Origin of the sequence: Rhodococcus sp. RCBS9, from assembly GCF_029457415.1 — a bacterium.
GTDB classification, from domain to species: Bacteria; Actinomycetota; Actinomycetes; order Mycobacteriales; family Mycobacteriaceae; genus Rhodococcus_F; species Rhodococcus_F qingshengii.
Window position 1 is genome coordinate 6332793 of sequence record NZ_CP120422.1, and the last position, 22964, is coordinate 6355756.

Genomic DNA, 22964 nt, shown 5'->3' on the forward strand with positions numbered 1-22964 from the left:
GACGCTTCACGGCGGCTGGCCACACGCCACTCAGGCGCAGCAAGCCGTCAGTAACGACGCGCAGTGGAGAACTCCATGCCTGCCATCGACTGGACCTTCACCGGTACGCCGAACGTCGACGCATGCAGAATGTTTCCGTCGCCGGCGTAGATGCCGACATGCGAGTTGTCGCTGTAGAACGTCACGACGTCGCCGGGCTGTAGTTGGTCCCTCGACACCGGTACACCGCCCTGCGCCTGCGCTTGGCTCGATCGCGGCAGAGTCTTTCCGATCTGCTTGTAGGCCCACACCACCAGACCTGAGCAGTCGAACTCGTTCGGGCCGGTCGCGCCCCAGACGTACGGGTCACCGATCCGCGTGAGGCCTGCCTGCAGAGCAGCAGCACCCGAGCCAGGGGTCAAGTTAGCCAGAATTTTGCTGAGATCGACATCCGGCGGGAAAGGCGTACCGCTCAGTTGGTTACGTTCGTCGTCGGTGAGATTCTGGAAGGCTTTGGTCACGTCGGCGATCTGCGTCTGCAGTTCACTCTGCTTGCGCTGCAAATCGTCACTGAGTGCGCGGGCTTGATCGGCGGCGGTTCGCGCTTCTTCGGCCGATCGCTTCGATGCTTCCGAGGCGGCACGCGCATCGGCAGTGGCTTGGTTGAACTGAGAGACCTGTACTGCCGCGTCGTTGGAAATCACGTCGAGCGCAGACATCTGGTCGAGCAACTGCTGCGGCGAGTCGCTCACCATCAACGCAAAGAGGCGATTGGTTCGCGCACCCTGGTAATTCGCTGTGGCAATACGGTTTACCGCCGGAGCGAACTCGGCGACGCGCGCCGAAGCCGCGTCGAGAAGACCCTGATCGGCTGCCGATCGCACGTCCGCATCATTCGCGACTGCCAGCTTCGCGTCGAGGTCGATCTGCGCGTTGTGCAGCGCTTCGTTGGTCTGCTCGGAAACCCGGGAGAGTTCACCGAGCTTGTCGAGCGCCTCGGTGGGGTTGGTGATGACGGGGTCGGCACCGGCCTGCATCGAAGGCCCTGCAACGAGTCCGAACGCCAGCACTCCCACTGTCAATGCGGCCCGTACTCGACTGTTGTTTTTCGATGAAACCACGGAATGCAACTCTCCGTCTCGGTGAAGCGACGCCGACCGGGGCCGGTCGACGATCTGTTAGCTGGCTGTCAACTATCCACAGTACCTGTCTCGGCCGCGCAATGTCTCGATAAGGTTACGGAACGGCATACGTTTGTGTCTACTCGCCGGTAGGCGTGTCGGGGTGAAGTACCGGGCGAATTGTCGCGAAACGAAAATGTGGGCCCCGAATCGAAGATTCGAGGCCCACATTCGAAGATCCGGAGCTCCCCCGAGCTCCGCCGCATCACAGCGGCGGATCGTTCCGACTGCCTACCGGAGACAGCCGTCGAGCGTGTTCAGAAATCAGTAACGGCGAGCGCCGTCGTACGGCATCGAGGACACCGGAGCGAGCTTCACGGGCTGACCAGCGGTCGACGCGTGGATGACATTGCCGTTACCGGCGTAGATGCCCGAATGCGATCCGCCGTAGAAGGAGATCACGTCGCCGACCTGAAGATCGGACTGTGCGACGGCAACGCCGGCTGCAGCCTGGTCGTAGCTCGTGCGAGGCAGGTTGAGACCGGCCTGCTTGTATGCCCACTGAACGAGACCGGAGCAGTCGAATGCGTCCGGGCCGGCTGCGCCGTACACGTACGGGGAGCCCAGCTTGCTCTCTGCGGCGCGAACTGCCTGCTCACCAACACTGGAGATGGGAGCGGCCGGTGCAGCCGGTGCGATGTCGGTGATGCCCGGAATGACCGGCAACTGAGGAATAGAAACGCCCGGAACCTCGAACGTGCCGACGCCGGGGATGGTGATGGGGTCTGCCGAGGCAGGTGCAGCGGTTGCAGCGAATGCTCCGACTGCGAGCGCGCCGGCTACTGCCAACTGCGCTGAACGCTTGAAACTCTGTGACGCCACTTAAGGGGTGCTCCATTTCTTCCATTCATCCGCCGACCGAGTTAGCTGACGGGTTCGGGCTGGGAAGATCAGCCCTACCCGCGTGGTCTGCAGCGATCCTGCGTGCTGCACCCCAGGCGGGATTCACCCCAGTGGAAACTTGGGTTCCCGGTTCGGGTTCCTCGCGGAGATCCCGATTAGGCGGTTCCTGACGATGCCGGTCCTGTTTGGTCCGGCAAGACTTCGTTAGGTCTCAGGAAGGTTACGAAATGATCGCGACGATGTCGACCGCTTCGTGACAATCGCGCCCGATTCGCCGGAAATCGCGGTGCCGCGCCCGCGATACGCCCGGCGGGTCACGGGGAGATAACAACAGGTCGGTTCGGCGACCCACTCCAGGCCGTCAAACCCGCGCCCGCTACCCACTGCCAAGGCTCACCAAACCCGACAATCCGATCTTCCATGCAGTTCAACGATGATTACTTGAAACTAGAACTTGTTCCGATCACGGACGCGGTTTCAGCCGTCGACAGACGCACCGAAGACCCCCTCGACTCGCCCTACTCACAAGTAGGCGCGCGTCCACATTCGCGAGTTCCCACCGCAAGTGTGATCCTCGTCTCTCCTACTTTTGTCGGGCGTTCATCGACCGATTTCGCAACGGAAGTCCGTGCGGGTCGGATTCCGTGTCTGCACTCTCGAATTCGTGTCGGGGGGTACTTCTACTGTCTGCGGTGTGAGTCCCGCCTCGGCCCGAGAATTTCCGTCTCCGCCCCCGTTCTCCGACGGGGAGAAGTTCGACGTCGGGCGGCAACTGAGCTTCGACGAACTGGACACACCGCTGAGCGAGACAACATTTGTCGTCGTCGACCTCGAGACCACAGGGGGCAGCGCCGACCAGGACTCCATCACCGAGATCGGCGCCGTCAAGATCCGCGGCGGCGAGGTACTGGGCGAAATGGCAACACTCGTCGACCCCGGCCGGTCGATTCCGCCGTACATAGTCGAACTGACCGGAATCACCACAGCCATGCTGATCGGTGCACCTCCCATCGAACGTGTCCTGCCTGCTTTTCTCGAGTTCGCCGAGGGCGCGGTGCTGGTGGCACACAACGCGCCGTTCGACATCGGTTTCCTCAAAGCAGCGGCGTCACGCAGCGCGCGCCCGTGGCCTGCGTTCCGTGTCCTGTGCACCGTCAAACTCGCCCGGCGCGTACTCACACGCGACGAAGCACCTTCGGTGAAGCTCTCCGCACTCGCCCATCTCTTCCAAGTGACCACCCAGCCGACGCACCGGGCTCTCGACGACGCGCGTGCGACCGTCGACGTCCTCCACGGACTGATCGACAGGGTCGGAAACCAGGGTGTCCACAGTTACAGCGAACTAGTCGACTACCTGCCCAACATTTCCTCGCATCAACGGGCCAAACGGTCCTTCGCCGCAAACCTGCCGCGAAGCCCCGGTGTCTACCTTTTCCGCGGTCCTTCCGACGAAGCCCTCTACATAGGAACTGCTACCGACCTTCGACGCCGCGTCCGCAACTACTTCACCGGTTCGGAGACCCGCGGCCGGATGAAGGAAATGGTCGCGCTGGCCACCCGCGTGGACCATGTCGAGTGCGCGCACGCTCTCGAAGCCGGGGTGCGTGAACTACGACTGCTGAGCGCGCATGCGCCGCCGTACAACCGTCGCTCCAAGTTTCCCAAGCGAGGTTGGTGGATCACCCTCACCGACGAGGCGTTTCCGAGACTGTCCGTGGTTCGCACGCCCACGGCCGATTCGATCGGCCCGTTCACCTCTCGCGCCGACGCAGTCGACGTCGCCGACACCGTCGCAGAGTTCAGTCGTCTGCGCACGTGTACCAAGCGTCTCGGACGCGGCGCCGTTCACGGCCCTGACTGCCCCGCTCGCGAACTGGGGGCGTGTCCAGCCTCCTGGACCCCGGAAATCAACGCAGAGGACTACGCGGCCGCCCCTGAGGCCGTGCGTGGGTTCTTCCGAGGAACCAACGACACTCCCCTCCAACAGATGCAGGCCCGGATCGACGAGCTGTCCGCACACGCGTTGTTCGAGAATGCTGCGCGTCTGCGTGACCGAACGGTCGCAGTCGCCACCGCAGTGCGGCGCACTCAGCGACTCGCTGCAGTCGCGGCGATCGAACAACTCGTTCTCGCCCGCCCCACCGGAGACGGCGGCTGGGAGCTGTCGTTGATCCGGTCCGGGCGTCTCGCGTCCGCCGGGCTCGCCAGACGTGGGACTCACCCGATGCCCGTCGTCGACGCCATCACCGCGGCGGCCGAAACCGTCCTACCGGACGACGCCCCGTTCCGCGGCGCGTCACCCGAAGAACTGGGACTGATCGCAAGGTGGCTCTCGTCGGACGGTGTCCGAATCGTGTCGGCGACATCCGGATACGTCGAACCTGTGAGCGGCGCCGGCAAGTGGGAAGCCTGGTGCCGACTCGCCCGAGCCGGAACCGAATCCGAACATCGATGACGTAACGGCGGGGCGGCACCCCTAAGCTCGATCGAAACCACCGGGTCATCACAACCCGCAGGGAAATCGAGGAGAGAAATGATCAACGCCATCGTCATGATTCACGCCGAGTCCGCTCGGATCCCGGAAACCGCGCAGGCCGTCGCCGACCTGTCCGGAGTGACCGAGGTCTACTCGTGCGCAGGTGACGTCGATTTGATCGCCATCGTGAAAGTGCGTGACCACGCCCAGATCGCCGACGTGGTCACCGGAGGAATCAACAAGGTGCCCGGCGTTCTCCGAACCGCCACACACATTGCGTTCCAGTCATTCTCCAGCGCAGACGTCGAGGCCGGTTTCTCGCTGGGTGAATAGCCCCTCGATCAGGCTTGGTCGGCCAGCTCGGCGGTGAGCGCCGCCCACTTGTGAAGCAGTTCAGCGCCCGCGCCGCTGTCGATCGCGGCAGCGGCTGCAGTCATCCCGGCAGAGATCGCACTCTCGAGATCGTCGCCGACACCGTTGAATGCCGCGATGGCTGCTCCCGCGTTCAGCAGGACCGCGTCCCGGACCGGCCCCTTCTGCCCGGAAAGCAGCGTTCTGGCGACGGTGGCGTTGATTTCGGCGTCGCCTCCACGCAACTCTTCGAGAGGAACGCGGTCGATTCCGAGGTCACGCGGATCCAGCGTGACAGTTCGCACACTTCCACCCCCGACGATGTGAACTGTCGACGTCGTCGATGTGGTCAGTTCGTCCAGTCCGTCGTCTCCCCGTACCACCAACGCCGAATTGCCGCGCTGCGCAAGGACTCCCGCGACGACCGAGATCAGTTTCGGAAATGCGCACCCGATCAGCCCGGCACGCGGACGAGCCGGATTGGTCAGTGGACCGAGCACGTTGAATGCCGTCGGAATGCCGATTTCCTTGCGAGGCACCGCCGCAAAGCGCAGTGCGGGATGGAAGACCGGCGCGAAACAAAAGCCGATGCCGACCTCTTCGACGCACCTCGCAACCTGCTCCGGCCCGAGGTTGATGCGAACGCCGAGCGCCTCGAGCACGTCGGCGCCACCGCTCTTGGACGAAGCAGCGCGGTTGCCGTGCTTGACAACTCGCACACCGGACGCGGCAACCACGATCGAGGCCATCGTCGAGATGTTCACCGTGTTGGAGCGGTCACCACCCGTGCCGACGATGTCGACGACGTCGGAATCGACCGGCACGCGCCTGGAGTGTTCGAGCATCGCGGCGGCGAGCCCTTCCAACTCCGCGGGGGTTTCGCCCTTCATCTTCAGACCGACCCCGAAAGCAGCGATCTGAGCGGAGGTGGCGTTGTCCGACATGATCTCGCCCATCGCCCAGCGACTGTCGGCTTCCGACAAGTCACTGCCGTCCGTGAGCAAACCGAGAATCAACGGCCAGGACCGCACCACTGCACTCGAATCGACGTTCACGGCGTTGGATGCGTCGGTGCCGGCCATAGTGCCTTGGTCCCCTGTCGTTCAAGTGGGCTGGATTTCGAGCTGTCGTTTCGCGCTGCCATTTTGTGCTGCCGATGACCCTCGCAGCCTAGTCAGTGAGGTAAGGAGGAAACCGAATAGGGCCGCTCAGGACTTTCTGCGACCGCGTTTGGGCGGCGCCTCCGCAAGTATCGGGGGCTGGAGCGCGTCCCACCCGGCGACCGAACCACCGAGTCGCTGCGCCAGACCGGCCATTCGTGACCGCTCCTGGGAGCAATGCAGGGCGTCAAGCACCTGGACACGCTCGAAGACGACGCGAACCGAATTCTCGACCACCGGAGTCACGTCCTCGGGCCGACCCACGCCTCGCACATATCCGTCCTGGGCGACGATGCTCTCGGCATCGGCTACCGAGCCCTCCGGGAGGTCGAGATGATGCCGCAGAACCACTTCGGACTCCGCCCTGAACTCCGGCTCGGTGGAGGCGGCACGTTCGAGAGCCGTCGAGCTCGCCTCGGCGTCGTCGAAGCCTTCGGCAACGACGACCAGATCCGACCGCCCTGCATCGAGCGGTGTCGGAATCTTCGTGCCGAAAATTCTCAGGAACCACGGTCTACTCTTGTGTGTAGCTGCCATCGCGCCAGCATATTCCGACCACGCCACCAGCGCGTTCGCCGCCCGATCCCGCGAACTCGAGCCGAGCGACGCGCCGATGGTGGACCCGAGTGGTCGTCTCTTACGACGAAGCGTCATACTTCTGTCTGTGACGAGCGCAGTAGGGACTTCAGGATCGGCAATCACCCAACGCGTGCACTCGCTGAACCGGCCGAATATGGTCAGCGTTGGCACCATCGTGTGGTTGTCAAGTGAGCTCATGTTCTTCGCAGGGCTCTTTGCCATGTACTTCGTGGCACGAGCTCAGGCGAACGGAAATTGGCCGCCGGAGCCAACCGAATTGAACCTTTATCTGGCCGTGCCGGTGACCTTGGTGCTTATCGCATCTTCGTTCACCTGCCAGATGGGTGTCTTCGCGGCTGAGCGTGGCGACGTCTTCGGACTTCGTCGCTGGTACACCATCACCTTGGTCATGGGGGCGTTCTTCGTCGCCGGCCAGGGTTACGAGTACTACCACCTCGTGCACGAGGGCACCACGATTTCGAGCAGCGTGTACGGCTCGGTGTTCTACATGACCACCGGCTTCCACGGTCTGCACGTCATCGGCGGTCTCATCGCCTTCGTCTTCTTGATCGCACGTACCCGGGTCAGCAAGTTCACGCCCGCCCAGGCCACCGCCGCGATCGTTGTTTCGTACTACTGGCACTTTGTCGACATCGTGTGGATCGCGCTGTTTGCCACGATTTATTTCATCCGTTAATCAGCTGTACGCCCCAGGCAGCCCCTGACGTCCAGTTCCGTCCCGACATACCAAAGGGATACAGATGAGTTCATCCCCCCCTCCCGCATCCGATAACTCAGCGAATGCCGCGAAGTCGCGTCGCCAGCGGAAAATCCGCCGGCGCGTCACTGGCGCGCTCGTATTGATGATGGGATTGATCAGCGCAGGTTTCCTCGCTTCGGCGTTGACACCAGCTCCGCAGGTTGCGACCGCCAGTGACGATTCAGCAGCCCTGATTCGTGAAGGCAAGCAGCTGTACGACACGTCATGCATCACGTGCCACGGCGCGAACTTGCAGGGCGTGCAGGACCGCGGTCCCAGCCTCATCGGCGTCGGCGAAGCAGCCGTGTACTTCCAGGTCTCCTCTGGTCGTATGCCGGCAGCTCGCAACGAGGCCCAGGCTGCACGCAAGGACCCCAAGTTCGATGCTGCGCAGACCGACGCCCTCGGCGCTTTCATCCAGGCCAACGGCGGCGGCCCGACGCTCATCCGCGACGAGAACGGCGAAATCGCCCAGTCCTCGCTGCGCGGTGGCGACGTCGGACGCGGCAGTGAGCTCTTCCGGCTCAACTGCGCGTCGTGCCACAACTTCACCGGCCGCGGTGGCGCACTGTCCTCGGGCAAGTACGCCCCGGTCCTGGATCCGGCCAGCGAGCAGCAGATCTACGCTGCCATGGTTACCGGTCCCCAGAACATGCCGAAGTTCTCGGATCGTCAGCTGACGATCGAGGAGAAGAAGGACATCATCGCCTACGTCAAGTCGTCGGGCGAGTCGAAGGACCCCGGTGGGTACGGGCTCGGTGGCCTCGGTCCGGCCTCTGAGGGTCTCGCCATGTGGGCCGTCGGAATCATCGCTGTCGTCGGTGCAGCATTGTGGATCGGAGCAAGGTCATGAGCGACGCTGGCCAGCATGGCGGCGATACGCCTAAGAAGTACACAGATGAAGAGCTCGACGCGATGTCACGCGACGACCTGGTCAAGCTGGGTACCAATCTCGATGGCGTCGATGTCGTCTACCGCCGTGATCGTTGGTCGGTAAAGGGCACCAGGGCGGAAAAGCGCGCCGAGCGCAACGTCGCCTTCTGGTTCGGCCTCGCCGGCGTTTCGGCGATCGCGTTCATCGCGATCTACCTGTTCTGGCCCTGGGAGTACGCAGGCGCCGGTGACGAGAACTACGGCAAGTACAGCCTGTACACCCCGCTGATCGGCTTGACCATGGGTCTGGCGATCCTCGGCGTCGGCATCGGTGCCGTTCAGTTCACGAAGAAGTTCATCCCCGAAGAGGTCTCGATCCAGGACCGCCACGACGGTGGTTCCACCGAGGTCGATCGTCGCACGATCGTCGCCGAGCTCGGCGACACCCTCGAGACGTCCACCCTCCCCCGCCGCAAGGCCATCAAGCGCAGCTTGATGTTCGGCGGCGGCGCACTCGGCGTCATGATGGTCATGCCCCTCGGCGGACTCATCAAGAACCCGTGGGCCAAGGGCGACGACTCACCTCTGTGGGTGTCCGGCTGGACCCCGAACTACCCGGGCGAGACCATCTACCTGCGTCGTGACACCGGCCGTCCCGAGGACATCGTCCTCGTTCGCCCGGAAGATCTCGATGCCGGTTCGATGGAAACGGTCTTCCCGTTCCGCGAGTCCGACCGTGGCGACGAGCACGCTCTGCTCGCAGCACTGCGCGGCATTCGTAACTCGGTGATGCTCATCCGCCTCCGCACGGAAGACACCGCGCGTGTCACCAAGCGTAAGGGCCAGGAAAGCTTCAACTACGGCGATTACTTCGCCTACTCGAAGATCTGCACCCACCTGGGTTGCCCCACCTCGCTCTACGAACAGCAGAGCAACCGTATTCTGTGCCCCTGCCACCAGTCGCAGTTCGACGCACTGACCTACGGCAAGCCGATCTTCGGTCCCGCTGCTCGCGCACTTCCGCAGTTGCCTATTACAGTGAACGAAGAGGGCTTCCTGGTCGCCGACGGTGACTTCATCGAAGCACTCGGCCCGGCATTTTGGGAGCGTCGACCGTGACCACAACAACAACCAAACCGTCCAAGATCAGCGCGGCAGCGGCTGGACAAGCGGAGGCTATGGACTCCCGCTACCACCTCGCCGCAGGCATGCGCCGGCAGATCAACAAGGTCTTCCCGACGCACTGGTCCTTCATGCTCGGCGAGATCGCGCTCTACAGCTTCGTGATCCTGCTGATCTCCGGTGTGTTCCTGACGCTGTTCTTCGATCCGTCGATGGCACACGTCGTCTACCAGGGCGCATACCAGCCGCTTCGCGGTGTCACGATGTCTCGCGCCTACGAGACGACCCTGAACATCTCCTTCGAGGTGCGCGGCGGTCTCTTCGTTCGCCAGATTCACCACTGGGCTGCACTGATGTTCGCGGCGTCGATCATCGTTCACCTCGCTCGCATCTTCTTCACCGGCGCCTTCCGTCGCCCACGTGAAGCGAACTGGGTCATCGGCTGCCTGCTGCTCATCCTGGCGATGTTCGAAGGCTTCTTCGGTTACACCATCCCCGACGACCTGCTCTCGGGCACCGGCCTCCGCGCCGCCTTCGGTGGTATCACGATGAGTATCCCGATCGTCGGTACCTGGATGCACTGGCTGATCTTCGACGGCGACTTCCCCGGCGACCTCATCATCCCGCGTCTCTACGTCGCTCACGTGCTGCTGTTCCCGGGCATCATCCTGGCTCTGATCGCCGGCCACCTCGCGTTGGTCTGGTACCAGAAGCACACGCAGTTCCCCGGCCCCGGCCGTACGGAACAGAACGTCGTCGGCGTCCGCATCCTCCCGGTCTTCGCGATGAAGGGTGGCGCGTTCTTCGCCATGACCTTCGGCGTGCTCGCACTGCTCGGTGGTCTGTTCCAGATCAACCCCGTGTGGAACATCGGTCCGTACAACCCGTCACAGGTCTCGGCAGGTTCCCAGCCCGATATCTACATGATGTGGACGGACGGCCTTGCTCGACTGTGGCCGGCGTGGGAGATCTACCTGTTCAACCGGTACACGATCCCTGCAGTGTTCGCCGTCGCCCTGATCATGGGCCTCGTCTTCGCACTGTTGATCGCGTACCCGTGGATCGAGAAGCGTCTCACCGGAGACGACGCTCACCACAACATCCTGCAGCGCCCGCGCGACGTGCCGGTCCGTACCGCTATCGGTGCGATGTCCATCGCGTTCTACCTGGTGCTCACGATCTCCTGCATCAACGACATCATCGCGTACCACCTGCACATCTCGCTGAACGCAATGACGTGGATCGGCCGTATCGGCATGGTCATCCTTCCGCCCATCGCGTACTTCGTGACGTACCGGTTCTGCATCGGCCTGCAGCGCAGTGACCGTGCAGTCCTCGAACACGGCATCGAGACCGGCATCATCAAGCGGATGCCGAACGGCCAGTACATCGAGATCCACCAGCCGCTCGGCCCCGTCGACGAGCACGGACACCCGATCCCGCTCGAGTACCAGGGTGCTGCTGTCCCGAAGAAGATGAACAAGCTCGGCCTCGCCGGCAAGCCCGGTAGCGGTAGCCTGATCACCGCTGACCCAGTCGAGGAGAGCGAGGCTCTCGAAGCCGCTCATCACGAAGCTGAGCACGAGCAGCTTCAGATCCTTCTGGACTACCAGAACCGAACCAACGGCAAGTCCGATGGTTCAAGTGGAGAACTCCACTAAGAACGTCAGTTGACGAGTGAGGCCCCGAACCGGATTCCGGTTCGGGGCCTCACTCGTTCTCTGAGCGATTCAGTATGGACAACCTCCAAGTGGGCACCACTCCCCCGGTTCGTTGTCCGAGCGCCGACAACAGCGGGCACTACGCCTTACTAGTCCTCGAACAGAGTTGAATAGTGCTCCACCGTCGGGAACGGCTCGTAGAAGTGATGGAGAAGTTCTCGCCACTTCTCGTATCCCGTGGACTGACGGAACCCGATGGTGTGTGACTCCACGTCTTCCCACTCGACCAGCAGGAGATATCGCTCCGGTGATTCCAGGCAGTGCGAGAGCCGCAGCCTGATGAATCCGGGAGCCTCGGAGATGATGGTTCGGGCCTCGTCGAATGCGGCCTCGAAACGCGCTGACTGCGACGGATCGACCTGCAGGACGGCATGTTCGAGAATCATCTACGGAGTGTTGCACGTTCTCGGGAGTCCCCTCGAGGCGTTGTCGCCTGGTGAGATACTCGGACCATGACATCCCATGCACGCGGCACCTTCGAGATCGATCTTCGCCCCGCCGATCCTGAGCTCTCCGGACGCGTCGGACGCTTCGAGTTCGACAAGACGTTCATCGGCGGCGTCGAAGGCACGTCGTCCGGACTGATGCTGTCCGCGGGCGATCCGACAGCCGGTGCAGCGGGCTATGTCGCTTTGGAGTTTGTCACGGGGCAGGTCGACGAAGCTGTGGGATCGTTCGCCCTGCAGCAGTTCGGTCAGATGATCGACGGAACGCAGAAGCTTCTGTACGAGATCGTGCCGGGGTCCGGAACCGGCGAGTTGAAGGGTATCGCAGGCACTCTCGAGCTGGAGGTCGTCGACGGTCTGCACCGCTACGACCTCGAATACTCGCTCCACGATTGACAGAGAGCGGTTGTTGACAGGGACCCTCCTACCACCGAAACGTACATAAACGACAACAGAGGCGCCGTACCCGGGTGGGTGCGGCGCCTCTGTTCGAGTGCGGGTGAAACTAGTGCTTCTCGGGTCCGGTGTAGTACTCGAACACCAGGCCTGCGGCTGCGGCGAGCACACAGACAACTGCGACTGCGATGAGCCACGGCTGGAAGTACGCCAGCGACACTGCCGCGAGTGCAGCAGCAGCGGCAAGCAGGATCGGCCAGAAGCTACCCGGGCTGAAGAAGCCCAGTTCTCCTGCACCGTCCGAGATTTCAGCGTCGTCGTAGTCCTCGGGACGGGTGTCCAGACGACGGGCGACGAAGCGGAAGTAGGTACCCACGATGAGCGTCAGACCTGCAGACAGGACGATGGCCGTCAGTCCGGCCCACTCGATACCTGTGCGTGACAGAGCGGTGAACACTCCGTAGATGATCGCGACGAGAATGAAGAACATCGTCAGGATCTCGAAGAGCTTGGCTTCGATCTTCATATCAGCACTTGTCCTTGTTCAGTGAAGAGGCTGGCCGGCTCAGTTGCCTGCAGTGGCGACGGTTGCCTGACGGTACTCGCGGTCGGTGTTGAACGGCGTGGTCGACGTAGCCACCGGCGACTGACCGATTGCCTGCAGAGCCTCAGCGGTCGTCAGACCACCCTTGCCCTCCGCGTCACCCTTGCGCAGTTCGATGTACTTGGCGAAGTCCTCGGGCGAAACCGCACGAACCTCGAAGTTCATCATCGCGTGGAACGTGCCACACATTTCTGCACAACGCCCGACGAACGCGCCTTCCTTCTCGATCTCACTGATCTGGAAGATGTTGTCCGAGTGGTTCTCCTTGGGGTTCGGGAGAACGTCGCGCTTGAACAGGAACTCAGGCACCCAGAAAGCGTGGATGACGTCCGAGGAAGCAAGTTCGAACTGGATCCGCTTGCCGGTGGGCAGAACGAGAATCGGGATCTCCTGGCTGGAGCCGACGGTCTCGATCTTGTCGTAGTGCAGGTAGCTCAGGTCCTCGGTGCTGTTGCCGTGGATCGGGCCGGGGACTTCTTCCCCGTGTTCGTTCACGGTGGAACCCTCGGTCTTTGCAGCCTCTTCGGCCTCGACGTCGATTCCGTTGTACTTGGCGGAGCCGTCACCGAACTCGATGGAGCGGTAGCCGAACTTCCAGTTCCACTGGAAGGCCGTGACGTCTACGACGACGTCAGGATTGTCCGTCTTGTCCAGAACGTGGTTCTGAACGATGACGGTGAAGTAGAAGAGAACCGCGATGATGACGAAGGGAACTGCCGTGTAACCGAGTTCGAGCGGCACGTTGTATGCCGTCTGACGCGGGAATTCCGGCGAGTCCTTCTTCTTGCGGTGGAAGATGACGGCCCAGAAGACCAGCCCCCACACCAGCACACCCATGACGAGGGCGGCTACAACCGACCACGTCCACAGCTCACGCATGCGCGTCGCCTCCGGGGTGATGCCCGAAGGCCACCCGAAACGAAGCACTTCGTTGTCGATGGAGCAACCCGACAGCAGCAAGGCAGCAATGCCCAGAGATACTGCCAGCCCCGCTCGCCGAAGGATCCGACCTTGCGCCACGTTCACGCCTTCCTGATCGCCACAAAATTCAACTAGGGCATGCCCGGAGGGAAGGCCCAATTACTACGCAGCGTAGACCAAAGCCGGGCGCTATCCATCCTCGGGTCCTCGCCCGTGTCGCGGCGGACGTCACACAGCTCTCTCAGGTGCTGCTCAGGAACGGCTCAGGTCGTTTCGGCGACGCACATCACGTCGATTCGTTCCGCCGCGATCGGCAGGGACGTCGATCTGCGGCATACTTTCGTCAAGAGTTCGTTGACCTCTCCCCGACACTCGTGTCCGGGAGCCTTCTGTACAAAAATTCTGAATCGAGGAACCGGACGCTGTGTGTGGACTGCTCGGGCTACTGACATCTGGCGGAACCAGCGAGGACGCCGTCTCGCGGGTCGACCAGGCGATGCATTGCCTTCGTCACCGCGGGCCGGACGAACACGGGACGTGGAACGACGATCACCTCGTCTTCGGGTTCAACCGCCTGGCGATCATCGACATCGCTCATTCCCACCAGCCGCTGCGTTGGGGCCCACCGGAGAACCCGGAGCGTTATGCGCTCACGTTCAACGGCGAGATCTACAACTACTTGGAGATCCGCGCCGAACTGGTCAAGGACCACGACGCCAAGTTCTTCACCGAGGGCGACTCCGAGGCCATCGTCGCTGCATTCCACTACTGGGGTGAGGACGCGGTCCGGCGCCTGCGCGGAATGTTCGCGTTCGCGATCTGGGACACCGACACACGCGAGCTGTTCATCGCGCGCGATCCGTTCGGGATCAAGCCGCTGTTCATCGCGACCGGCGCCGGCGGCACCGCGTTCGGCAGCGAGAAGAAGAGCCTGCTCGAACTCACCGATCTGATCGGCATCGGTACCGAGCTGGATCCGCGTGCCATCGAGCACTACACCGTTCTGCAGTACGTACCGGAGCCGGAAACACTGCACAAGCAGATCCGACGCCTGGAGTCGGGCAGCTTCGCCCGGGTGCGTCCGGGCGAGGAGCCCACGTTCACGCGGTATTTCACGCCGAAGTTCCCGGCCAAGCCTTTTGCACCTGGCACCGAGAAGGCGCGCTACCAGGAAATCGCCGAGGCACTCGAGGATTCGGTCGCCAAGCACATGCGCGCCGACGTCACCGTCGGTTCGTTCTTGTCCGGTGGTATCGACTCCACGGCGATCGCGGCGCTGGCGATGCGCCACAACCCCAACCTGATCACCTTCACGACCGGTTTCGAACGTGAGGGCTATTCCGAGGTCGACGTCGCTGCAGAATCTGCCGCAGCGATCGGCGCGAAGCACGTCGTCAAGGTGGTCTCCCCCGCCGAGTTCGCCGCTGCCATTCCCGAGATCGTCTGGTACCTCGACGACCCGGTGGCCGATCCGGCATTGATTCCGCTGTGGTTCATCGCGAAGGAAGCTCGCAAGCACGTCAAGGTGGTGCTGTCCGGCGAGGGCGCCGACGAGCTGTTCGGCGGCTACACGATCTACCGTGAACCGTTGTCGCTCAAGCCTTTCGAGTACCTCCCCAAGGGACTGCGTCGGGCTGCCGGCAAGTTGTCCGAACGCATCCCGGACGGCACTCGTGGCAAGAGTCTGCTCAACCGCGGTTCCTTGACGCTCGAGGAGCGCTACTACGGAAATGCTCGTAGCTTCAACGACGCTCAGCTCCGCGCCGTCCTGCGCGATTTCCGCCCCGAGTGGACTCACCAGGACGTCACTGCGCCGATCTACGCGCAGTCACGGGACTGGGATCCGGTTGCGCGGATGCAGCATCTCGACCTGTTCACCTGGCTGCGCGGCGACATCCTCGTCAAGGCAGACAAGATGACGATGGCCAACTCGCTGGAACTGCGTGTGCCGTTCCTCGATCCCGAGGTCTTCGACGTCGCGTCACGCGTACCGCTCGATCAGAAGATCACGAAGGACACGACCAAGTACGCACTGCGCCAGGCCCTGGAAGGCATTGTGCCGCACCATGTTCTGCACCGTGCGAAGCTCGGATTCCCGGTTCCCCTGCGCCATTGGCTGCGCGGCACCGAACTCTTCGACTGGGCACATCTGCAGATCGAGGAGTCGGGTACCGACCACATCTTCGACAAGCAGGCCGTCGTGAAGATGCTCAACGATCACCGCGAGGGCGTGTCCGACCACAGCCGACGCCTGTGGACCGTCCTGACCTTCATGGTCTGGCACGGAATCTTCGTGGAGAAGCGCATCGTGCCGCAGATCCAGGAACCGGTGTACCCGGTCAATATCTAGGCCTTCGGCCCCGTGAGCGGTTAGGGAGTCTCCGGACTCCTCAACCACTCACGGGGCGGAGCCCTACTTCGGCAGGATCGTCGCGATCTCGTCCGCTGCCGCGCTGCCGTATGCGTCGGTAAGGCGCTTGAGTGCCTCGTCGCGATTGAACACCCACTCCTGCGTTCCCACGGTCTCGAGAATCAACACAGCGACCAAAGATCCCAACTGTGCAGCACGCTCGAAGCTCAGACCGGCGCCGTGTGCGAGCAGGAACCCGGCGCGGAAGCCGTCACCAACGCCCGTCGGATCCACCTTGCCGGTCTCGGGCACTACGTCGACGCGCACCCAATTGCCTTCGGCGTCAACAATTTCCACACCCTTGGAGCCGAGGGTGGTGACACGGATGCCGACCTGCGCGCGGATCTCTTCCTCGCTCAGACCAGTTTTCTGCTGAAGAAGACCCCACTCGTACTCGTTGGTGAACAAGTACTTCGCGCCGTGAATGAGCGCCTTGGCCTCGTCCCCGGACAGGCGGGCAAGCTGCTGCGACGGATCCGCTGCGAACGGAATCCCGAGCAGACGGCATTCGTCGGTATGGCGAACCATGGCCTCGGGGTCGTTGGCGCCGATCAGCACCAACTCGACTGCGCCCGCAGTCTTGGCCACTGCCGCGAGTTCGATCTCGCGAGCCTCGCTCATCGCACCGGGGTAGAACGACGCGATCTGCGCCATGTCCTCGTCGGTGGTGCACACGAAACGCGCCGTATGTGCCTTGTCCGAGATACGGACCGCGCTGCAGTCGACGCCGTTGTCCTCGAGCCACGTGCGGTACTCGGCGAAGTCGGCACCGACTGCGCCGACGAGTAGCGGGGACCCACCGAGCACGCCCATGGCGTAAGCGATGTTGCCGCCGACACCACCGCGGCGAATCACGAGATCGTCGACCAGGAAACTCAGCGAAACGTGGGCGAGCTGATCGGCGAGGAGCTGATCGGCGAAGCGGCCGGGGAAGCGCATCAAGTGGTCGGTGGCGATGGAACCGGTTACCGCAATAGTCACGGATCGTGGCCTTTCAGCGAAGTGAGTACAAGAATGAAAGAGGAGCAAAAGTTCACGTTACCGCCCGTAGCGCCGTCATCGGCGCCCGAGCTGTCGGATCGGAACGGTCTACGTACGAGTCACCACAAACAACTGACGCGAAACCGAATGTCGGTTCCGCGTCAGTTGTTCGTGAATTGAGTTGTGATCGACAGACTCAGTTGAACGAGTCACCGCAGGCGCAGGAGCCTGTTGCATTGGGGTTGTCGATCGAGAAGCCCTGCTGCTCGATGGTGTCGAGGAAGTCGATGGACGCACCTTCGACGTACGGCGCGCTCATCCGGTCGACAACCAGGTTGACGCCGTTGAAGTCGACAGTGAGGTCACCGTCGAGCGTGCGGTCGTCGAAGAACAGCTGGTACTTCAGTCCGGCACAGCCGCCGGGCTGCACTGCAATACGCAGCGCGAGGTCGTCGCGACCCTCCTGATCGAAGAGTGCCTTCGCCTTGGCGGACGCGGCCTCGGTCATCTTGACGCCGTGGGTGGCGGTCTCGTTCTGCACAGTCATGGGCTCTCCCTAATGTTCGTACCAACCCGTGAACGCTTCAACGGTACGCCGCTGCCGACTTATTCCCGCCAGTCCTTTACCGGGTGCGATTCGTCTTCATCCTATCCGGTCTTCCAGACACGGCAACGGCGCGTCGACGCTTGTGGATCCTCACCTCCGGACGCCGCGCCAGAAGTTCCACTCGCGTGCCGTGTGTTCGGCGAGTCCCTCGAGACACGCCGACGCCTCCTCCATCGCACGTTCCACCGACCCGGCGAAATCCGTCACCGACTTCGCCGCGACTATCGAGGTCGACGCATAGTCCGCCTCGTCGAGCGTCACCTGGCCGGCAAAGACGAGCGTCGGAACGCCGTGCGCTGCCCCCGCCGAAGCGAGCGTTGTGACGAGTTTGCCGCGCAGAGATTGGTGGTCGAACTTGCCTTCGCCCGTGATCACCAGGTCAGCGGAAGCCAGTAGCGCGGCCTGTCCGGTGCGATCCGCGACGACGTCGGCCCCGGATCGCCGCTGTGCACCGAGCGCAAAGAGCGCGGCACCGATACCACCCGCGGCGCCGGCACCCGGAAAATTCGACACTCGTTTTCCGGTGACGGACTCCAACTGTTCGGCCCATCTCGCGTTGCTCGCTTCGAGGACTGCGACGGCTTCGGCGTCGGCGCCCTTTTGCGGGCCGAACACCGCTGCCGCACCGTGCTCGCCGAGAAGTACGTGTTCGACGTCGGTGGCGGCGACCAACTGAATGCCAGCCGTAGCCGCCGTTGCAGCCTCCAGGCCGCCCAGCGCCTCCACCAGTCCACGTCCCCCGTCGGTGCAGCAACTCCCACCGAGTCCGACGACAACCGTCTTCACGCCTGCCTCGAGCGCGACAGCGATCAGCTCTCCCACACCGAGACTGTGCGCGGCGAGTGCAGTGTCCCGCGTCGGCGGACCTCCGAGCAGGCCGAGCCCGACGGCCTCGGCGGACTCGATGTATGCCGTGTCCGAATCGAACAGCCACGTGGCGTCGACGGCGGCGGTCAAAGGCCCGGACACCCGTGCAGTCCGGATGTCGCCCCCGGCCGTGGCCAAGACGTCGACGAATCCCGGACCACCGTCGGATTGTGGCGCGGTGACGACGTCGTCTTCGGGTCGGCCACGTCGCCAACCGGCAGAAATGGATTCGGCCGCTTCGACGGCCGTCAACGTCTCACCGAACGAATCTGGAGCAACTATTACCCGCATAGCCGAAGTCTAAGAGTCCCGAATGACCCCGATGTTTCACGATCTCGCGCGTTTCAGTGCCTCGGGCGATTGGGTTTTTCAGAAAGACCGAGGTCGGTTTCCCAGACCGTGCACTTATCCAATAGCCTGGAGGTGTGAAATTGCTACGCCGCGGTGACTCAGACAACTCCGACAAACGTGACGTCGAGGGCACTGAGGCATCCTCGGCCTCCGAAGAGGCGCCCATCGAGCAGGTGGGCAAGGGCCGCCCCACACCCAAGCGTCGTGACGCCGAGGCGAAGAGGCGTGGCCCCGTTGCCCCTGCCCCGCTGACCGCGAAGGAAGCCCGCGCCCGCCGCAAGGCGACCCGCGGCTCCAAGGAGGACCGCAAGGCCGAAGCCGCCGAGCGTCGCGCATCGTCGGCAGACCGCCGCGCCCGCATGCTCGCCGGCGAGGACAAGTACCTGCTCCCCCGCGACAAGGGACCGGTTCGCGCCTACGTCCGCGACTTCATCGACGCTCGCCGCAACCTCGTCGGGCTGTTCATGCCGCTCGCGTTGATCCTCATCATGACCATGTTCGTCACGCCCGCGCTCCAGCAGATCGTCACACTGGCAATGCTCGTGATGATGCTCTTCATGGTCGGTGAAGGCATCTGGCTCGGTCGCATGATCAACAACCGCGTCGCCGAGCGCTTCCCCGACAGCACCGACGGCGGCTTCAAGCTCGGCTGGTACGCGTTCGTTCGCGCGTCGCAGATCCGCAAGCTGCGCGCACCGAAGCCTCGTGTGGGGCCGGGCGACGCAATCTGAGCGTGACGAACACGTATAGAACTTTGGTCCTCGGCGGCGCGCGGTCTGGTAAGTCCGCGCACGCCGAGGATTTGGTTTGTGGAGGCCACCTACCCGAAAGTTCGGCACCGATCCGGTATCTGGCGACGGCAAGGCGCGATGTCTCCGACGCAGACTGGGAGAGCCGGATCGACCAACACCGCAACAGGCGGCCTTCCCATTGGTCGACGGTCGAAACCGCAGATGCCGGCGATCTCGCGGCGCAGCTCGAAAGCGATTCACACACAGCGACGTTGGTCGACGATCTGGGAACGTGGCTGACCACGGAACTCGATCGGCAAGGCGCCTGGGACGCTCCGCGCGGCACCGTCACGCCCGCGGCGGACAGCCTGGTCGCCAGTGTCGAGAACTATCGCGGACACCTGGTGCTGGTCAGCCCCGAAGTGGGTTTGGCCGTCATCCCCGAGACGCGGTCCGGACGATTGTTCCGCGACGAGATCGGCACTCTCAACGCTCGTATCGCGGCGGTGTGCGATCGTGTCGTACTAGTGGTTGCAGGGTTACCGCTCATCTTGAAAGATACTGCTGCACAACCGGAAGGCACGATGTGAGTACCGAGGCCAATCCAGGGGCCATTTCAGGGGCGAATCCAGATGCCAACCCTGACGTCGCGCCAGTCAGTAGCGCCGACTTCGAACCCGTCACCCCGCCCGACCGCGAGGTGCGAGCGCAGGCCGATGCGCGTCAGCGTGATCTGACCAAGCCGGCCGGTTCGCTGGGCCGACTGGAGGCTCTCGCCGGCTGGGCATCAGCCTGCCAAGGAGTTTGTCCCCCACATGCTTTCGCTCGGCCTCGCGTCGTCGTGTTCGCGGGTGATCACGGAATCGCCCGCAACGGGGTCTCCGCCTATCCGCCGGAAGTGACCGCACAGATGGTCGCCAACTTCCTCGGGGGCGGCGCGGCGGTCAACGTCCTCGCCGAGGTTGCCGGCGCCACGGTACGCGTCGTCGACATCGCAGTGGACGGCGATACCGATCCGTCCGTCTCGAACCACAAGGTACGCAGGTCTTCCGGGTCCATCGACCGCGAAGACGCCATGTCGAACGAGGAAACCCTTCAGGCCATCGCCGCCGGCCGAGCGATCGCGGACGAGGAAATCGACGGGGGCGCAGATCTTCTCATCGCCGGCGACATGGGCATCGGCAATACGACGCCCGCAACCGTACTCATCGCCGCACTCACGGACAGTGAACCCGTCGCGGTCGTGGGTCGAGGTACCGGTATCGACGACGCCGGATGGATCCGCAAGACCGCAGCGATTCGCGACGCTCTCCGGCGTGCCCGTCCGCACGTTCGCGACACAGTCGCGCTGCTGCGCACGTCTTCGGGTGCCGACCTCGCCGCGATGGCCGGCTTTCTGGCCCAGGCAGCTTCGCGTCGTACGCCGGTGATCCTCGACGGCGTTGTGGTCACCGCAGCCGCCATGGTTGCCGACGAACTGGCTTTCGGCGCACGTGAATGGTGGGTCGCCGGACACCGCTCCACCGAACCCGCCCACACCATCGCATTGACCCGAATGGGTCTCGACCCGATCGTCGAGTTCGACATGCGTCTCGGTGAAGGTTCAGGGGCAGTCACAGCTCTCCCGATTCTTCAGGGCGCAGTGGCGATCCTGAGCAAGATGGCGACATTCTCCGAAGCCGGTGTCAGCACTCAGGGCAGCGCACCTGCCGACGAACCGGAGTCGATCGACCTGACCAAGACCGATACGGCGGAGTGAGCGTGGCGGGCCCGCTGTCCGGAGTGCCGCTGGCCTTCTCGTGGCTGACGGTCCTTCCGGTTCGTGGTCCCTCCGACATCGATCGAACTGCCGGCCGTCGCGCCATCGCGGCAGCTCCGCTCACCGGGATCGCTCTCGGCATTGCCGCGACGTTTCTGCTCTGGGGCACAACCAGTATCGGCCTGAATCCCTATCTCGCAGGCTTGCTGACGGTCGGTGCGCTCGCTCTCGGGACACGCGGGATGCACGTGGACGGACTGGCAGACTCCGTCGACGGACTGGGTTGTTACGGTCCACCGGAGCGCGCCCGCGAAGTCATGCACAGCGGCGGTGCCGGACCGTTCGGGGTCGCGGCGCTGTTCATCTTCCTCGGGCTGCAATCGGTCTCCTTCGGCGTCCTCGCTGTTGCCGACTCCCCCACGCAGTGGATCGCCGTTCTCGTATCTGTCGCTGCGGGTCGTGTGGCCGTCGTTTTTGCCTGCCGCCGAGGTATTCTCGCGTCGAGCCCGAGCGGATTCGGTGCGCTCGTCGCCGATTCACAACCGCTGTGGGCCGCAATCGTGTGGTCGGTTCCGCTGATCGCCGCTTCCGGCTTTGCCACCGACCGGTGGTGGCTCGGCCCTCTCGTGACCGCGTCGGCGCTGGTGATCAGTGTGCTGTGCGTGCGTCACTGCGTCCGTAGATTCGGCGGACTCAACGGAGACGTTCTCGGATTCGCACTCGAACTCACTGTGACGCTGACGGCCGTCGGCCTCACTCTCGGACTGTGATCCGACGTCGTGCGAGTAGGTGTCCTTGCGTACGAAGGTTGCCTCGCGGCCGAGATCTTCGTTTTCACCGACCTTCTCCTGATCGCGAATCGGGTCGCTGATGGAGCGCCCGCCGACCCCTTCGAGGTATCGGTCATCGCAGCGTCCGGCACGCCCGTCGTTGCGGCAGGTGGATTTTCGCTCGGCGTGCAGGAGGGGCATCACGACATCGATCACCTGGTTGTGCCGGGGTTCGAACTCGTGCCGTCCGAAGACCCTGCGACGCGTTTGTCGCTGTGGGACAGAGAAATCGAGTTCATCCGTGCGTGCGAGGCGCGCGGCGTTCGGGTGTCGTCGGTCTGTGTCGGCGCGTATCTGCTGGGCGAGGCGGGACTGCTCGACGGACGCCGATGTACGACGTCGTGGCTGTACGGTGCGGACCTCGCAAGTCGTTACCCCGGTGCGACGGTTCGAACCGACTCGTTGATCGTCCAGGACGACGGCGTCACCACCACTGCTGCGTTCACCGCCGCGCTCGACCTCGCAACAGCACTCGTGCGCGAGCATCTCGGCGACAAGATTGCGCGTACGACCGCAAGAATTACGCTGGCGCCCGAAAACCGAACCAGTCAAGCTCCGTACATCCTCGACTCGATGCTGCCCGCCAAACACACACAGTTTGCCGACGACGTCGGAAGGTGGCTGGTCGAACGGATGGCGGAACCTTACGACTTGGATCTGCTGTCGAGTGCTTTTCACCTCAGCACCCGAACCATGCTTCGGAAGTTCAAGGACGAGACCGGGGAATCGCCGCGCAGTTATCTGCAGCGTGCACGGATCCGAAAAGCGAAACGGTTGTTGGAATCGACCGACTGGCCTCTCGGAAAGATCCTGGGGCACATCGGCTATCAGGATCCTGGAACCTTTCGTGGCCTGTTCACCGACCGCGTCGGCATCAGCCCGGCCGACTACCGAAAGCGATTCCGCAACGGCGGCGCGGGATAGGTGCGTGGCGAGCCCGCCCGAAAACATGGCGAACCGCCCTCTTCTGTAGTCGATCCCGCGCCGAAAGACTGTGCAGAGGAATTGTTTCGACT

Annotated in this window: 23 protein-coding genes and 1 riboswitch; of the genes, 13 read left to right on the forward strand and 10 right to left on the reverse strand. The window is 63.3% G+C overall.

Features of this window, described 5'->3' with window-relative positions; translation table 11 throughout:
• Positions 1-47: 47 nt before the first annotated feature.
• A complete protein-coding gene (locus P0M12_RS29430; RefSeq protein ID WP_003941704.1) occupies positions 48-1100 on the reverse strand; it encodes a C40 family peptidase in 1053 nt (350 codons plus the stop codon).
• 324 nt (positions 1101-1424) lie between these two features.
• The gene (locus tag P0M12_RS29435) at positions 1425-1982 is read right to left on the reverse strand and encodes a C40 family peptidase (protein ID WP_003941754.1); all 558 of its coding nucleotides are present in this window, start codon (positions 1980-1982) and stop codon (positions 1425-1427) included.
• A 14-nt stretch (positions 1983-1996) separates the two neighbouring features.
• Positions 1997-2175: riboswitch (cyclic di-AMP (ydaO/yuaA leader) on the reverse strand.
• A 522-nt stretch (positions 2176-2697) separates the two neighbouring features.
• Here P0M12_RS29435 and P0M12_RS29440 point away from each other — a divergent pair.
• Positions 2698-4458 (forward strand): DEDD exonuclease domain-containing protein, encoded by a 1761-nt coding sequence (locus tag P0M12_RS29440; RefSeq protein WP_277377210.1) that lies wholly within the window; start codon positions 2698-2700, stop codon positions 4456-4458.
• A 78-nt stretch (positions 4459-4536) separates the two neighbouring features.
• Entirely contained in the window at positions 4537-4812 is a 276-nt protein-coding gene (locus tag P0M12_RS29445; RefSeq protein WP_003941677.1) for an Lrp/AsnC ligand binding domain-containing protein, read from the forward strand.
• Between the two features lie 8 nt (positions 4813-4820).
• On the opposite strand, the gene trpD is transcribed toward P0M12_RS29445, so the two are convergent.
• On the reverse strand, positions 4821-5912 hold the full coding sequence (gene trpD, locus P0M12_RS29450; protein WP_042921851.1) for an anthranilate phosphoribosyltransferase: 1092 nt from the start codon (positions 5910-5912) through the stop codon (positions 4821-4823).
• A gap of 126 nt (positions 5913-6038) precedes the next feature.
• Positions 6039-6527 carry a hypothetical protein gene (locus P0M12_RS29455; protein ID WP_030537046.1) on the reverse strand — a complete coding sequence of 163 codons (489 nt, stop codon included), beginning with the start codon at positions 6525-6527 and terminating at the stop codon, positions 6039-6041.
• A gap of 127 nt (positions 6528-6654) precedes the next feature.
• On the opposite strand from P0M12_RS29455, the gene P0M12_RS29460 reads away from it, so the two are divergent.
• From P0M12_RS29460 to P0M12_RS29475, 4 genes are all read left to right on the forward strand, one after another.
• Positions 6655-7266 (forward strand): heme-copper oxidase subunit III, encoded by a 612-nt coding sequence (locus P0M12_RS29460; RefSeq protein WP_007730060.1) that lies wholly within the window; start codon positions 6655-6657, stop codon positions 7264-7266.
• Positions 7267-7330: 64 nt separating this feature from the next.
• Positions 7331-8182: a cytochrome c gene (locus P0M12_RS29465; protein ID WP_003941682.1), complete on the forward strand. Its 852-nt coding sequence runs from the start codon at positions 7331-7333 to the stop codon at positions 8180-8182.
• Entirely contained in the window at positions 8179-9321 is a 1143-nt protein-coding gene (locus P0M12_RS29470; protein WP_007730058.1) for a ubiquinol-cytochrome c reductase iron-sulfur subunit, read from the forward strand. The genes P0M12_RS29465 and P0M12_RS29470 overlap by 4 nt, the downstream gene beginning before the upstream one ends.
• 59 nt (positions 9322-9380) lie before the next feature.
• Positions 9381-10985 carry a cytochrome bc complex cytochrome b subunit gene (locus P0M12_RS29475; protein ID WP_007730057.1) on the forward strand — a complete coding sequence of 535 codons (1605 nt, stop codon included), beginning with the start codon at positions 9381-9383 and terminating at the stop codon, positions 10983-10985.
• 149 nt (positions 10986-11134) lie between these two features.
• Here P0M12_RS29475 and P0M12_RS29480 read toward each other — a convergent pair whose 3' ends face one another.
• Positions 11135-11431, reverse strand: a complete 297-nt coding sequence (locus tag P0M12_RS29480; RefSeq protein WP_277377211.1) for an antibiotic biosynthesis monooxygenase — start codon at positions 11429-11431, stop codon at positions 11135-11137.
• A 66-nt stretch (positions 11432-11497) separates the two neighbouring features.
• On the opposite strand from P0M12_RS29480, the gene P0M12_RS29485 reads away from it, so the two are divergent.
• Positions 11498-11887: a DUF3224 domain-containing protein gene (locus P0M12_RS29485; RefSeq protein WP_030537047.1), complete on the forward strand. Its 390-nt coding sequence runs from the start codon at positions 11498-11500 to the stop codon at positions 11885-11887.
• 109 nt (positions 11888-11996) lie between these two features.
• Here the strand turns inward: P0M12_RS29485 and P0M12_RS29490 are convergent, their stop codons facing one another.
• Positions 11997-12413: a cytochrome c oxidase subunit 4 gene (locus tag P0M12_RS29490; protein WP_003941723.1), complete on the reverse strand. Its 417-nt coding sequence runs from the start codon at positions 12411-12413 to the stop codon at positions 11997-11999.
• A gap of 39 nt (positions 12414-12452) precedes the next feature.
• Positions 12453-13517: a cytochrome c oxidase subunit II gene (locus P0M12_RS29495; RefSeq protein ID WP_030537048.1), complete on the reverse strand. Its 1065-nt coding sequence runs from the start codon at positions 13515-13517 to the stop codon at positions 12453-12455.
• Positions 13518-13836: 319 nt separating this feature from the next.
• On the opposite strand from P0M12_RS29495, the gene asnB reads away from it, so the two are divergent.
• Positions 13837-15762 (forward strand): asparagine synthase (glutamine-hydrolyzing), encoded by a 1926-nt coding sequence (gene asnB / locus P0M12_RS29500; protein WP_003941790.1) that lies wholly within the window; start codon positions 13837-13839, stop codon positions 15760-15762.
• Positions 15763-15825: 63 nt separating this feature from the next.
• Here the strand turns inward: asnB and P0M12_RS29505 are convergent, their stop codons facing one another.
• The 3 genes from P0M12_RS29505 to P0M12_RS29515 form a co-directional block, all read right to left on the reverse strand.
• Positions 15826-16803: a carbohydrate kinase family protein gene (locus tag P0M12_RS29505; protein ID WP_003941700.1), complete on the reverse strand. Its 978-nt coding sequence runs from the start codon at positions 16801-16803 to the stop codon at positions 15826-15828.
• A 196-nt stretch (positions 16804-16999) separates the two neighbouring features.
• Positions 17000-17350, reverse strand: a complete 351-nt coding sequence (locus P0M12_RS29510) for an iron-sulfur cluster assembly accessory protein (protein WP_007730053.1) — start codon at positions 17348-17350, stop codon at positions 17000-17002.
• A 150-nt stretch (positions 17351-17500) separates the two neighbouring features.
• Positions 17501-18568 carry a glycerate kinase gene (locus P0M12_RS29515; RefSeq protein WP_217017210.1) on the reverse strand — a complete coding sequence of 356 codons (1068 nt, stop codon included), beginning with the start codon at positions 18566-18568 and terminating at the stop codon, positions 17501-17503.
• 134 nt (positions 18569-18702) lie between these two features.
• On the opposite strand from P0M12_RS29515, the gene P0M12_RS29520 reads away from it, so the two are divergent.
• From P0M12_RS29520 to P0M12_RS29540, 5 genes are read left to right on the forward strand one after another with little or no spacing between them, the layout of a single operon-like run.
• Positions 18703-19359, forward strand: a complete 657-nt coding sequence (locus P0M12_RS29520; RefSeq protein WP_007730051.1) for a DUF3043 domain-containing protein — start codon at positions 18703-18705, stop codon at positions 19357-19359.
• A gap of 2 nt (positions 19360-19361) precedes the next feature.
• Positions 19362-19949 carry a bifunctional adenosylcobinamide kinase/adenosylcobinamide-phosphate guanylyltransferase gene (gene cobU / locus P0M12_RS29525; RefSeq protein ID WP_054828420.1) on the forward strand — a complete coding sequence of 196 codons (588 nt, stop codon included), beginning with the start codon at positions 19362-19364 and terminating at the stop codon, positions 19947-19949.
• Positions 19950-19972: 23 nt separating this feature from the next.
• Positions 19973-21118 (forward strand): nicotinate-nucleotide--dimethylbenzimidazole phosphoribosyltransferase, encoded by a 1146-nt coding sequence (gene cobT / locus P0M12_RS29530; protein ID WP_054187294.1) that lies wholly within the window; start codon positions 19973-19975, stop codon positions 21116-21118.
• Between the two features lie 2 nt (positions 21119-21120).
• Positions 21121-21888: an adenosylcobinamide-GDP ribazoletransferase gene (locus P0M12_RS29535; RefSeq protein ID WP_080961137.1), complete on the forward strand. Its 768-nt coding sequence runs from the start codon at positions 21121-21123 to the stop codon at positions 21886-21888.
• A 9-nt stretch (positions 21889-21897) separates the two neighbouring features.
• Positions 21898-22872 (forward strand): helix-turn-helix domain-containing protein, encoded by a 975-nt coding sequence (locus P0M12_RS29540; protein WP_058226930.1) that lies wholly within the window; start codon positions 21898-21900, stop codon positions 22870-22872.
• Positions 22873-22964 lie beyond the last annotated feature (92 nt).

Coding starts and splice junctions, on each gene's coding strand:
- P0M12_RS29510 (WP_007730053.1), bottom strand. CDS start 17,350: ATGACTGTGCAGAACGAGACCGCCACCCACGGCGTCAAGATGACCGAG.
- P0M12_RS29475 (WP_007730057.1), top strand. CDS start 9,381: ATGGACTCCCGCTACCACCTCGCCGCAGGCATGCGCCGGCAGATCAAC.
- P0M12_RS29455 (WP_030537046.1), bottom strand. CDS start 6,527: ATGGCAGCTACACACAAGAGTAGACCGTGGTTCCTGAGAATTTTCGGC.
- P0M12_RS29480 (WP_277377211.1), bottom strand. CDS start 11,431: ATGATTCTCGAACATGCCGTCCTGCAGGTCGATCCGTCGCAGTCAGCG.
- P0M12_RS29515 (WP_217017210.1), bottom strand. CDS start 18,568: ATGCGGGTAATAGTTGCTCCAGATTCGTTCGGTGAGACGTTGACGGCC.
- trpD (WP_042921851.1), bottom strand. CDS start 5,912: ATGGCCGGCACCGACGCATCCAACGCCGTGAACGTCGATTCGAGTGCA.
- P0M12_RS29470 (WP_007730058.1), top strand. CDS start 8,179: ATGAGCGACGCTGGCCAGCATGGCGGCGATACGCCTAAGAAGTACACA.
- P0M12_RS29485 (WP_030537047.1), top strand. CDS start 11,498: ATGACATCCCATGCACGCGGCACCTTCGAGATCGATCTTCGCCCCGCC.
- P0M12_RS29445 (WP_003941677.1), top strand. CDS start 4,537: ATGATCAACGCCATCGTCATGATTCACGCCGAGTCCGCTCGGATCCCG.
- P0M12_RS29490 (WP_003941723.1), bottom strand. CDS start 12,413: ATGAAGATCGAAGCCAAGCTCTTCGAGATCCTGACGATGTTCTTCATT.
- P0M12_RS29465 (WP_003941682.1), top strand. CDS start 7,331: ATGAGTTCATCCCCCCCTCCCGCATCCGATAACTCAGCGAATGCCGCG.